The 13,158-nt window shown below is 44.5% G+C and carries 9 protein-coding genes; 4 read left to right on the top strand and 5 right to left on the bottom strand.

Translation table 11 applies throughout. The annotated features are described in order from the left end of the window. Window positions 1-192 precede the first annotated feature (192 nt). The 4 genes from AC1DV1_RS17790 to AC1DV1_RS17805 all read right to left on the bottom strand — a co-directional run bounded on the left by AC1DV1_RS17790 (window position 193) and on the right by AC1DV1_RS17805 (window position 4,808). Window positions 193-642: a hypothetical protein gene (locus AC1DV1_RS17790; protein WP_477361605.1), complete on the bottom strand. Its 450-nt coding sequence runs from the start codon at window positions 640-642 to the stop codon at window positions 193-195. A gap of 275 nt (window positions 643-917) precedes the next feature. Then, window positions 918-1,886: a toll/interleukin-1 receptor domain-containing protein gene (locus tag AC1DV1_RS17795; protein ID WP_477361607.1), complete on the bottom strand. Its 969-nt coding sequence runs from the start codon at window positions 1,884-1,886 to the stop codon at window positions 918-920. A 74-nt stretch (window positions 1,887-1,960) separates the two neighbouring features. After that, complete coding sequence (locus tag AC1DV1_RS17800) at window positions 1,961-3,694, bottom strand: DUF4231 domain-containing protein (RefSeq protein ID WP_477361609.1); 1,734 nt, start codon at window positions 3,692-3,694, stop codon at window positions 1,961-1,963. A gap of 13 nt (window positions 3,695-3,707) precedes the next feature. Then, the gene (locus AC1DV1_RS17805) at window positions 3,708-4,808 is read right to left on the bottom strand and encodes a hypothetical protein (RefSeq protein ID WP_477361611.1); all 1,101 of its coding nucleotides are present in this window, start codon (window positions 4,806-4,808) and stop codon (window positions 3,708-3,710) included. 227 nt (window positions 4,809-5,035) lie between these two features. Between AC1DV1_RS17805 and AC1DV1_RS17810 the strand changes: the two genes are divergently transcribed. Continuing rightward, complete coding sequence (locus tag AC1DV1_RS17810) at window positions 5,036-6,022, top strand: toll/interleukin-1 receptor domain-containing protein (RefSeq protein ID WP_477361613.1); 987 nt, start codon at window positions 5,036-5,038, stop codon at window positions 6,020-6,022. Then, window positions 6,019-8,322: a WD40 repeat domain-containing protein gene (locus AC1DV1_RS17815; RefSeq protein ID WP_477361616.1), complete on the top strand. Its 2,304-nt coding sequence runs from the start codon at window positions 6,019-6,021 to the stop codon at window positions 8,320-8,322. The genes AC1DV1_RS17810 and AC1DV1_RS17815 overlap by 4 nt, the downstream gene beginning before the upstream one ends. 31 nt (window positions 8,323-8,353) lie before the next feature. Here the strand turns inward: AC1DV1_RS17815 and AC1DV1_RS17820 are convergent, their stop codons facing one another. After that, entirely contained in the window at window positions 8,354-11,116 is a 2,763-nt protein-coding gene (locus tag AC1DV1_RS17820) for a toll/interleukin-1 receptor domain-containing protein (RefSeq protein WP_477361618.1), read from the bottom strand. Window positions 11,117-11,499: 383 nt separating this feature from the next. Between AC1DV1_RS17820 and AC1DV1_RS17825 the strand changes: the two genes are divergently transcribed. Both AC1DV1_RS17825 and AC1DV1_RS17830 read left to right on the top strand, forming a co-directional pair. Continuing rightward, complete coding sequence (locus tag AC1DV1_RS17825; RefSeq protein WP_477361620.1) at window positions 11,500-11,901, top strand: TIR domain-containing protein; 402 nt, start codon at window positions 11,500-11,502, stop codon at window positions 11,899-11,901. Then, the gene (locus AC1DV1_RS17830) at window positions 11,901-13,145 is read left to right on the top strand and encodes a tetratricopeptide repeat-containing protein (protein WP_477361622.1); all 1,245 of its coding nucleotides are present in this window, start codon (window positions 11,901-11,903) and stop codon (window positions 13,143-13,145) included. The genes AC1DV1_RS17825 and AC1DV1_RS17830 overlap by 1 nt, the downstream gene beginning before the upstream one ends. Window positions 13,146-13,158: the final 13 nt, after the last annotated feature.

Genomic DNA, 13,158 nt, shown 5'->3' on the forward strand with positions numbered 1-13,158 from the left:
TAACGGAACACCCTGAACTCCTTTTCCAGAACGCGGTGATCATTGGCTCTGGAAAATCCAATCAGGAACTGATTTAGCGAAATATGTTCGTTCCTATTTCATTCCGAATTTCTCAAATTGGTCTTCTGAAGTTGAGTTCAGGAAGTCTGTTGAAAAATTGATTCAAGGTCTGCGACTCGAAAAACAATGATCCTACCCGCAAACGGGCCAGCAACGGTTCATCATCAAAAAGGGGGAGGACGGTCCTGGTTTGATTTGCCTATGTAAATTTAACGCTAAATTCACATAAATGCAATTCATTTCAATAAGCTTCAGATAGGGGTCGCAGTCCATACTTAGGCCAAGCTGCTGCCGGAGAAAGCCCAGGGGCGCGTAGAACGCCGACAGGTTGCCGTTGCTATACGCCGTGATGATTCTGCTGCGGTCCGCATTCAGCGCGATGCCGGGGATCCTGTTTTGCATGTGCAAGACGGTGAGGTCAAATTCGAAGAGCTGCTTACCCGCATAATCCCAGCTAATGACCTGAATATCCCAGATCCGGAGCATGTGCCCGGACAAGGTGACGAACCTTGTGTCCGAGAGCCAGGTCAGGGCATTAATCTCCAGCGGTTGACCGAAGAGAGCGCCGGTAAGAGGAAACATATCCGTTTAAAGAAGATCGATACCAGCGAATATGCGGCTTTAAGCGACCCCGGCGATCTGAAATTTATCGAGTCGGCTAACAAAAACCACCTCCCGATTACGCCTGCGCTGGAAAATATCAAATAACATTTTACAGGCGAGTGGTCGATCGAGTCGAGCTCCAGATCCTCCAAGATGACGCGTTTATACTCGCGGTCTTCAGTTTTGAAACATATGTAACATCTTCTTGCCATGGTGATAGGTTTAGGTTTGCAAAGCAAATGTAACTTTTAACTTTATTTCAAACCGTTTTTTTTTTTCTCGAGGTATTGTGCAACCAACTCATGGCCAATCTGTAGTTGATTCCCATCAAATTGAACCAGTGAATATTTCTCAAGAACGTCCAGATCGTTTTTGGCAGATAATGGATATTCGTCCTTGGAACGCAGAATCCGTTTGCCATCAAAAAACAGGGAAAATAATAAACTGGCCTGTGACGGAGTGAGTTGTTGAAAGGTCTGATCAAGGACTTTTTCGATTGTAACCTGCAAAATGTTTAGACGATCCTCTGTAATCCCAATAGCCTGGTCCATGCTTAACGGGGCATCTCGAAGCGTTAGTTTTTCATCTTCCAGTTTTAGTAGTTCCAGCTCGTTTTGCAACCGCTTATTTTCTTTTTCAAAATTGGATATTATCCGTGAATTCTCGTAGGTAAGTATTAAATTATTGCTTCCTTCGATAATTTCGTCAACTACGTCCGCGGAGTGTTCAATTATTCCCCCCTGCTGTTGGCTTTTTACAATGTTATCAACTTGCTCTCGTAGCGTTGGCCACATTACCGAAAATAATTTCTCACGTTGGTTAATTTCTAATTCGGTGCCAGTATTTTCATGCAGTATGCCAACAAGTTTCTCCATTCCGCTTTGATCCAGCGAAACTGATTGGAATTGGGATAACGGACCATCAAGCTCGCTCGCTGTAATGTCAAAAAGAAGGGGGATTACTTTACCATCAACCGGCCTGGCGATTGCGCCGGCTTCGAAATGAATCCATGGCGAATTCTTGTTCTCCTGGGTTACGCAAATAATTGCGATGTTGCAATGTTCAAGAGCATTGCTCAATACTAGGGCCCATCTTTCGCCCGGTGAGATATCTCTTTGTGAAATCCAGAAATCGGCTTTTTGAACTACAATGCCAAGCCAGTCCTGAATTTGCCGTGCAATGGCTCTGCTTGTGTCACCGGACCATGATATAAATACCTTCATTGTTTTTTTTATGATTTTATGACAGCTCTACCCTTAAAACGATGCCCCACCAGGCATGAAGGCATAAAATTTAGTCAAGCCATTTTACCTGTGGCCTTCTCTTTTTCATTTTTCTTATCCAGTTTGTCCAGCGATTGTTTCATTTGCTGCACCCAGCCGTCGTACTCATTTTTTAAAGTCGTTTCGGTGCGGAGCACCAGTTCGTCCCTGTTTTCAATGAGTGATTGCGCGGCGGGAGGCAAGCCATCCCACCATAGCATAATTTCGTTCAGGTTGACGGCATTTTGATTATAGGTGCTGACGGAATTTTCCCATTGCATCTGCCCGATCCAAGCGCTGATAGTTGTGCCAACCGTCGTGGCCACCGCTATCCAAACCTGCTGGCCGAAAACTGCAAGCAGCGCCCCGGCACCGGCCAGTATATATGTGGTCCATTGCAACCAGTCCAGTTTTTTTCGGAGCTCGCAGGTTTTTGTTTCGTAGTAGCTGACCTGGCCCTTCAGGCGTATTCGGATATAGTCTTCCGGTGATAGTTTGCTGAAGCCATCGTCAAGGGCTTCTTCACCGTACATTTTGGGCGGATATCCTTTAGCAGCGTCGTAGGGCTCAATATAGGTGCTGTTTATTTCTGTCCCCATGGCTTTGGTGACAATCCCTGACAGGCGTTGAGCAAAAAGGGGGCCCGGGGTCTTTCGGTAGGCACCGGTCCGGGTCCTGTAGGCAAATATCTCTCTTTTTAAATTTTCGGCTGCGGCCCGGAAAAAGATCCATTTCTTTCCGTTTTTGAAATTGTGAGAGGCGACGGTCACGACGGTGAGCACGACCGGGAGCGTGACGCTAAGCGCATAAAAGAACCATTGCCAATCGCTGAAGTCTGCCTGTTTGGTCCCGGTAAATAACACATGATACAAGGTCGCTGTCAAAGCGACTGCGATGCCCAGCCGGATGAGATTTTTCTGAAAGCTTTTATGCTTGTCCTGTTGTAGTTTGGCATTCAGGTCGAATTTGGCGAATTGTACCCAGGCGCTGTATAAAATGGCGTCGGTCGTCAGTGTTCGTTCGATCTGTTCGCTAAGTATTTTTGGCGGGCCGTCCAGGTCATAAAACAAAAGGTCGCCGTCCTGCAGGATTTCCCGTATCGCTTTATCCGGCGGCGGCGTTTTTTTTTTATCCCATGCCGCAAAGAGGGTGTCGGCAAAACCGCCGCTGTTTTTAATAATGATCAAGGTAATGCCTTCACGAACGGCGTTCAGGGCCTCCTTTGCAGTAATTGATCCGCCGCCGATCAAAACCGCCACCGAAGGTTTGTTTTTTTGCCCTATGGTTAAGGCCCGGGCCAGTTTGAACATGGTTTTGGTTTCGTCGCCCCACTGGGTCCCGCCCGTAACCAGCAGGAAATGGGAATGATGTTCATCAAGTGGGGTAAGGTGCTCGCCAGCTTTGCCCGGATAGCTGACTAGTTGCTCCGGAACTACGCCGACCAGTGGAAGGCAATAATTATCTTCCGCTATAGACGCGCCCATGAGCTGCATGATTCCCGCACGGGTGCCACCGTCGATGATGACGCCTTTTTTTTCTTTAATGGCAGGTATCAGGCCATTTTGAAAAAGCGTTGTGATCTGGTTTTTTTTTGTTTCATCGAGGGTGTCTGCTCCGCCAAACAGCAACAAGACGGTTTCATAATTTGGCAGTTTAAGGGCCGCCGCAATTTCTTCGCTGGTTGCTGCAGCGGACACGTTGTAACTGAATGCTTCGTGTTCATCGAAAGCGATATTGAAGGCGGCGATAGGTTCTTTTGCCTGATTCATGAGCTTGCTGTATTTATTTTGTGTTTTTAACGCTGTTAATCACTTCTAATATGGCGTAGCGGGCTTTTGCACGTGCGATAATGTTACCCTGTTCACGTGAACCGCTCAACCAGTTGGTCACTTCGCTGAACCGGGTTTTAACGGTTTGCGGGTTAATGCAGCCTTTAAGGAAAAATAGCTGGATGTGGGTATTCTTTTCCCAAAGGTATAAGCCAAATGGCGCTTTAATGACCGTGAGATCCGGATAGCCTACCAAATTTTTGGCCTGTCCTTCGGTCACATTCCCATAGACGCCTACAAAATGAATAATGCCGCATGCTAAATCTGACCCGAGGATTTGATCTTGCTCTTTTAAAAAGGGACGCCCGACCAGGTTGCGGGCCTCGGCTACCGACATATGATCCGGTATCCCGTAATATTGCCTGATCACCTGGGCAAAAGTAGCTAAGGGCGCAAATACCGCTTCCATTTTTTCTTCGAGTTGTTCCTTCCGCTCAGCATAACTTAATTTACTCCAATCCAGCGTTTCACCAAAAATGCTGGAACCAGCCACGATCGATTTTTGCGTGGTCATTGCTTTATTTATCGCGGCAAGAATGTATTGTTTGATTTGGGTAAGGCAATTCGCTGTCAGTTCCGCCATCGTCGTTGCCGGAACAGCTATCCGGGGTAAAAAGGAATTTATAATATCTGTCGTAAATGCCAGGTTCCGTTCAAAGGCATCGCCCTCAGCGGGCAGGTCCGCAAATGCCGTCAGGTCCAGCATAAAAGTCATATCTGAAAACTCGTTCATAGCCGCCAGCAATTCTTCATGGCAAATGCCGTTGGTGGATTCGGCGCCGGCTACCGACCAGCCAGCTTCGCCGTTGTAAAGTATGATGATAATATTGGATCCGCGCAATACCCGCATACAGGATTCGAATGCGTTTGTTGCGATGGAAGCGTTGAAGTTTTCTTCATTGATCAGGACTTCCAGTACCAACTGGTCCAGAAAAGTCTGTTTCTCCAGGTCAGCGAGAAGGGCGTGCCTGAGGTCTGTCAGGGTCGGATTGCCTGGCAGGCCTTTAAGGACGGAATTGACCCGGCTGGAAAAAAAAACTTTGATCTTTTCCATTTACAGGGGAACATTTGCCGGAGTGCCGGCGTTTTGACAATAACACTTTTGGCAGTTAAATACCTTAAGGGCTAAAAACACTTTCCAATCTCCAGATTTAGCCATATTGATATGATTTAGCAGCGTAAATATAATGATTACTGTTTAATGGGATTTTGGTAAATTTAGATTTAATTTCTTTAAATTGCTGACATTCAGCATTGGATTAATTTTGCCTGAACTGCCTTATGCCTGATCATCATCAAAAGCCATTATTTGACGCATTTATTTCCTATTCGCACACCGACTGCGGGGCTATCGCCCCGGCCATTCAAAAGGGGATCCAAACTATTGGCCGCCCCTGGTATAAACTGTCCAGAAACCTGAACGTCTTCCGCGATGAATTGAACCTGAAAGCCAGCCCGCATTTATGGAGCAGCATTGAAGAGGCACTGAAGGGTTCTGATTATTTTATTCTTTTTGCTTCCCCGCTGGCCGGCGCCTCGGGATGGGTTGCTGATGAAATAGCTGTCTGGATCGAAAAAAACTACGCAGAAACGGATGGTCTGAAAAAAATATTTGTGGTACTGACCGAGGGGGAGCTTGCGTGGAATAAAGAAAAGAACGATTTCGACTGGGCAGTCACCAACACGCTGCCGCAGCAGACACTGACCGGGCGGTTCAAGCAAGTCCCGGAATGGATCGATCTCCGGCCTTATGTTAAGCAAAGTGAAAACGGGAGGGAAGTGGATATCAAAGCAGCAGGTTTTACCACTGCAATGACCAAGATCATTGGCGGGATTGAAGACAGGGAGCCCTGGCTGGTGGAATCCGACGAGTTAAAAAGTCAGAAAAATGCACGGACGGTGCGCACCGTAATAGGACTGTTATTGCTTTGCCTGACGGTGGCTATCTTTATTTTATATCAGAAAGCAAATACGGCGCAAAAAACAGCCGTGGCCGAAAGAAAAATAGCCGTCGCTCAAAAGGATACGGCAATTCAGAACCTGAAGAAATTTAAAGTCGAAGAGTTCAACCGCAATATCCGTAACGGCAGGGTATACCTTGACGCCCAGGAATACGATTTGGCCCGGTCCGCTTTTTTGAGCGCCGATTCTACCTTAAAAAACCATGATTTTGGTAGCATTCCGGCCATCGCCGGCCGAAAAGCAGAAGTGGAAGGCGCGCTGCAGGAATGCATGGAAAAATTGAACAGGCAAAGTGCGACGAAATGAAAAGTTTGATCTTAACGATATTCGTAATTTTTGCGAGCCTGACCGCCACGGCGCAATCGTGTTCGGGTATATATGACCAGGCCCGGTCCCTTTTCACAAATGGTAAATATGACCTGGCCCTTAAAAAACTTGAAGCCTACAAATTGTGCGCCCCTGACAAAATTCCCCGGGCTGATTCCCTGATCGTCAAAATCTATCAAACAGTCAATAGCCAGCGGGTCGAGGCCGAGTACCAGACCACTATTGCCAATCAGCGCGCGAAAGTTATTGAAACCCAAAAAGATTCTATAGAACGGGAGAATATAGCCAACAAAGCCGCCACACAGGCCTTGCAAGTCAATGAACTGGATCCCACGTCAGCTATCCAATATGTTTATGCCGGCTTGTGTTTTTCACCGGGCAACCCTTCCCTGGCCGAAATAAAAAGAAGAATATTTGCGGATGAGATGATCCGGAAAAATCTGGCAGGCGCGTCCCGGAATAATACCACTGCGATCGGCCAGGTGACCGGAGATCTGCTTTATTCCGGCGACGACGAAGGTAATATCAAGCTGTGGGACGCCGGTGGTAAAAAATTAATTGCGACCATAAAAGTCTTCAACGGCCGGATTTCGGCAGTTACCGCGATAGGGTCCCGTTACCTGCTGGTCTCCGGAAACGATAGTAAAGATTTCAGGCATCCGGCGGCGGGCCTGAAACTGGTGGATTTGAATGGTCCCGGGATAAAGCAGATCGCCGCTGATATGCCCGCGATGGTTGACCATATTTCGTATAAGGGAGACAGCAGCACGGTCGTTTTGAGCGATGCGCAGAACAGGCTCAGCAGTTTTTCACGCGCAGGGCTGTCGCTTAAAGTCCTGAAAACGGACAGCAACAAGATCATAGGTATCCAATGCTGGCAAAAAGCGAAGCGTACGTTTTATGCGACGGCATTTGGCATTTACGAACTTGAAAGTGGTAAAACCATCTATAAAGCAAAACCCAACGTATTCATCACTTATTTTGGATTTTGCCAGTCCACAGGGATGATGTACATCGGAATAGGAGAGGACCTGGTGCTGTTCGATTATTTAAGCAACAACGAGCACTTGCTGTACCCTATCCACCGGCAAATGATCACCTCCTGTCATTGTGCAGACAGCACTGGCGCTTTTTTAACGACGAGCCTTGACGGAAACGCTGTTTTGTGGACCGCGGACGGAAACGTGAATAAGATATTAAAAGGCAACAAGCCGGAACTCTATGACGGATACCTTCCCCCGGACGCGGGGTATGCGATAACGGTTGGGCGAAGGGAATTGAATGCAGGAACGTCAGCCGATACGAATACTGTAAAATACTGGTACCTAAAAGGGTTCTTTAATAAAATTGTAAAGTATGCTCACTTTACCGGTGCAACTGCTGTAATCAACACAGGTACAACGGATCTTTTTATTACTTCCGGCGTAACGGGGTCGATAAAGATATGGGACACTAACCTGAAGCTGCTCCACACCAGGCAGATAGCAGGCGCGGGTATCAGTAAACTGGCCTGGGATCCTGAAAAAATGCTGCTTGCCTTCTGCACGTTTTCGGGCGAAAGCGGAACACTGACGGTCAGCATTAGCGGGGAGATCGGGGAACCGTCATTTATAAAAACGCACACGGCAAGCGCGGTAACCGCCCTTGCTGCCCGTGATCAAAAGATCTATACGGCAGGTAAGGATGGCATGGTCTTCATTCAGTCCTATAAAAATCAGCGCCTGGATTCCATTTACTTTAATGCCGCCATTACAGCAATGGATTATTCCGGGGGCGACGGCCGGCTGCTGATCGCTTCGGGAAACAAGGCTATTCTCTTTGCAGCTCCCGCGAATCAAGTCCCGTTCGAACACAAACAGCGGATCAATGCACTGGCCTGGCTTTCACCGAAGCGTTTCGTAACGCTATCGGGGCAAATGCTGCGCATTTGGGACGTAAACAATAACCGGAAGCCCATTTTGGAAGTCAATAACAATATTCAGAACGAAATGATGTCACTGTATATCGACAAAGAAAACAAAGTCATTTATACCGGTACCTGGTCAGGGTACATCATCTGCTGGGATTATTCCGGAAAGCAGCTATACGAGTTTGACCAGCTGGCCGGTCTCGGCAACACGAATATCGTTAACGGGATCGCTGCCAGTAACGATGGTTCCAGGATCATTACTGCAGATTATAATGGAAACATTGGCGCATTMTATTCCCCATTTGCATTTTTGGAAAGTGAGCTGAAAATTAATATTGATTGTGGGAAGTTTTTGAAAATGATGAAATGAAAAAATGATACTGAATAGTAGTTATTAGCTTTTATTTAGGCAATTTAGAAGACAGAATTTTTATTTTTAATCGACGATTCATTTTAATGACTGCCTCGGGACCCTGTTTTTTTTCAATAGGTTTCCATAGAAGGTTATCAAACAATTCTACTAACTTGGTAATATTAATTGGTATAAACTGAACATCGCAGTCTTCCGACAAAAATGGAGAATCTTTGCATCTTGCTGAAACTGCCCAGTGCGAATTCGGTGTCGAAGATAATTCTGCATTTTGAAACTTATAGAGATTATCAGATTCCCAACCTTTGATTTCTTTAGCTACTTCTAAACCTCTAATTCTATAGGGCACCTCGTTTTTATTTTTAAAATAAGCCCGATTAATCAGGAATGGGCTCAGTTTATTGAGACCTATTGAATAATTATATTCCCGGTTTTTTCCAAGGACATGAGCATTCAAAGTATCCCCTTTTATTTTCAAGTTAAAAAATTGGCGGTCATTTTCTAATAAGGGGAAATTAAAGAGTTGCCATGATTTTGTATTCCATATCCTAACTGTGTCTCCTGTTGCCAAAATAAGCCATCGCCCGTCTGTTGAAAATTCAATATCGTCTGCACCTTTATTGAATGAATATAAATTGCGTGTTTCGCCCGTTTGTATATTTCTTATTTCAATACCCGAGGTCACTTCTTTATCTATGAACGGAACTGCAAGCCATTTGTCCAGCGGGTCTGCCGCCCCGGCACCTATATAGTGTCTGTTCTTCATGGATTGGAAAGACCAGAACTCAGCTGGCGATTTTTTAGCCTCCCATATCCTTACATCGTTTGCTGAGGATGAAATGAACGTATTTCTTATTCGATACAATTTTTCAACACCTTTTTGATATGCTTTTCTTGTGATCGATCCTGTTGCTATGTCGATAACGCAAATATTTCCGTCATAATCACAAATAGCAAGATCTTTGTTGCCTGATAAAAAGATCATGCTTTTAATAGGAGCTTTGCCATTATAGTCAATAGTTTTTATTTGGGCAGGAAAATCAACATCGATAACTTTAATTGTGAAATCAAGCGCGTTTATAGTATTCCCGGAATAGGCCAAAAGATGATCGCCCTTACTCCATGTATATGAATCGGTAATCCATCCGTCGTGACTAAGCCATTTAAAATACCTTTTTGTTGGGTCCCAAATTCCCAATTCATTTTCACCGTTAGTTGCCAAAGCAAGATACTTTTCATCATCCGACCACTGACCGCCCGTTTCAGAACGGTCAAAAGAAACATTGGTGTCAGTGTTTTTTACCAGTTTCCCACTTTTATTTACCAAAACTAACTCATTATTGTATTTGGCAGCCCAGTAGCCATCGTTTCGTATTGCTAGTGGTTGATAGAGGCCGAGATCGTCGGTAGCCGGGTAATTGTCAGTTTCGTGTTTTATGTAATTTTTTTGGCCTGAAGCAAGGTCCCAAATGAGCGTACTATCTTCCTTGTTCAAATAAATACTAACTTTTTTTTGGTCAAAAAACTGGACCCTTGTTAAAAAGTGTGCTTGTACCTTTTCACTTATTGCTTCATTTCTGTCGTTCCAGAGTTGGAATAGCGGCATTTTACTCCCAGCCCTTCCCTCAAAGGTTTCTGCAAACAGCCGCCAGGAATGATCAACCAGTATTATCCAGGCCTTTTCTGCAGAAATAGGTATTGCAGCAAGATGAAGGTTAGTTAGGTTCAACATAAAGAACTCTTTATTCCCGCTGCCCGAATCTTCTGTTAATAAAACAAAGGGCTCTTTAATATCCTCAACGGTATATCCCGCAAATGCGCTTTTGAAGTATAGATCTATTTTAGAAAGRGCGCCCATTATTAATTTACGGTTTTCATAGTCTGGACTCATAGTATAAGCCTGCTGGGCTAAGCGAAACGCAATGAGCGGCTCGTGGGTTATTTGGTTCATCGCTTCAATCCGTAAATCCATCATCTTTTCCGTGTCTTTTAAATTGTCAGATCGGGATTGTAATAGGTCAACTTGCCGGCTTATGCTGTCAGCAGTATGGTGCAGGCTAAAGTTGGTCTTCATAAGTTTCAGCGAATTGTTTTGAATAGACTTGTTTTTGTGTGTCAAGAATTGATTACTAGCAGACAATCTTCTCGTAGAATCGCTAATGGCACTTAATCTGTTTGCTTTAAATGAAATTTCGTTCCTTAATGAGCTCTGATAAACCAACGTGGCTGCTCCAACAAGAATTATTAAGGCAACTGACAACAGCATAGTTATCAAAAACCGTCTCCATGTGTTCATAAACGAACCAGCAGCTGAAAGCTTTTTTATGACTTTGGGATCTGGCACCCCTTCGAGTAATGCCGCCAGTGTATCCGGTTCGTAAACAAAATTTGAAAGTCTGCCCCAGTTCGGCTTTCTGGAAGAGGCCGAGCTGAGTGCCTGGTCGACATTGATCGAAATAATGCGCGAGAAGGGCCTTCGGTACCATTTATCGATCCGGTTCGCTAAATATCCTGAAAGTTCGTCGTAAACATTTTCGGATTCATAAACACCTGCGGTTACAATCATAACCAGGCACCGGGCGGAACAAGCTAGTTTAACAAATTCATCTATGGAAGTTCCCGAATTATCTTTTTCCGACTCGTCACGGAAAACTATAAGTCCCTTTTTCTCCAAAACTTCATGTAAATTTTCAGCATAAACTTCAGCATCAAGGTGCCGGTAAGATATAAAAATATCATACCCTCCAAGTTTGGTGGCAAGTTTTCTTGTGACGCCTTTTGGTTTAATTCGCAAAATATTTTAGTAACTCTGATTATATACCGAAATTACTCGAATTATTGGAAATGGCCAAGCGTCCGGAGTTTACTTCGAACGATTTTAACAGGCTGGAATGTCATCAAAACAAAATCTAAAGAACGTCAAAATTGGTTTGGAAACTTTTATTCTGGAACATCCGGAAATTCCTTTTGTTAATTTCCTTCATTTAAATATCAAAAGGATGGAATATGATTTTTATCTTAACCAATCGCAGAAAAACGTATTGGCAGATGCGATAAAAGAAATTAAAAAATTGCCTTGATCGCATGCTTAAGCTTTGACTATCAGACGGAGCAAAAATAGTATTGTATCCGCGGTAGAAAATATTCCTTACATTTATCCGCCCAAAAACCTGGATCATGGCCAAAAAGAAAATTTTCATTAGTTACGATTATAATAATGACCGGCATTATAAGAACCTGTTGCTGGCCTGGGATAAACACAGGGACTTTGACTTTTCGATAAACGATCATTCTATCGATATATCTGTCGACAGCACCAGGGCAAAGTATATCAAATCTGTCATTTCAAGAGCTATAAACGATGCTACCTATTTTTTAGTGATCGTCGGTGCAAAAACTTATCGAAGTGAATGGGTAGCCTGGGAAATTGAAAAAGCTGAATCGCTCGGAAAAAGAATAGTTGCGGTGAAAACCGACCGGGAAAACCCCTCGCCCGACGAATTGTATGGTATCGGGGCAAGCTGGGCCATGTCTTTTACTTATTTGTCGATAGTAAACGCCATCAATAATGCCCGCTGATGAAAAAGACTTGTTTTGTGATCATTGGCTTTGGGCCTAAAAAAGACCATGCAACCAACAGGATGCTCGACCTGGATAAGACCTTCGAAAACCTCATTAAGCCCGTTTTTAAAGAGCTCAAGATCGATTGTTTCAGGGCCAAAGAGATAAGGCATACCGGAACGATCGATGTTCCAATGTATGAGTGGATATACAAGGCCGATATAGTTGTAGCGGATATTTCCACCCTAAACCCGAATGCCCTTTACGAACTTGGTGTCAGGCATGCTTTAAGGCCATTTTCAACGATCGTGATATCGGAAAAAGAATTAGACCCGCCATTCGATACCAACCACACGGTTATAGAAAAGTACGAGCACCTTGGCTCAGATATTGGGGTTTCGGAGGCCCGCAGGTTTAAAAAATCATTAAAATTAAAAGTTCAGGCAATACTTGATGCGCAAAAAAATGACAGCCCGGTCTATACCTTCCTGCCAAAACTGATCCCGCCCAAATTTGAGGAAGCTGCGCTTACACCCATTGTATTAGAAAAAACAATTGATCCGTCCTTTTCTGACCTTATACAAGATGCGGAAAGGGCAAAAGAGAAAAACGAATTAAAAATCGCTGCAGAGCTGTACAAAGTTTGCCTTGATTTTGAGCCCGGCAATACCTTTTTGCGGCAGCGGCTGGCACTCGTAACGTACAAAGCAGGGAAGCCCAACCCGGTGAAGGCATTGGAAGAGGCCGAAAAGATTTTGGACGACCTGAATCCGGAAACGACTACCGATGCAGAAACGCTCGGTTTGTCAGGCGCGATCAATAAGCGTCTTTATGAGATTAACGGAAACCTGAAATGTTTGGACAAGGCGTTATGGTTTTATGAACGCGGTTATTATATCCAGCAGGATTATTATACCGGGATCAATTACGCCTACCAATTGTCGCTGAAAGCAAGTATTACTGACGATAGAATGGAAGCTTATAGTTACTTTCTGTTAGCTAACCGGGTAAGGTTAAACGTGGAAAAATGGTGTCTCGGGCTTATTGCGGATAACAATTTTAAGGAGAACCCTGATATAGAGTGGATTTACCAGACCTTAGCGCAGGTTTACCTAGCCATGGAACGGAGAGAGGAACTTAACCAGGTAATCGATAAGATTCAAGCGTTCTCAAAAGGGGCATTTGACCTTCACACTTTTAATGAACAAAACTGGAAGCTAATTGAAATTTTAGAAAATTTCAAAAAGAAGCACGGCGCCTGAACATAAATGTGAC

The organism is Mucilaginibacter sp. P4_D1 (genome assembly GCF_056401935.1).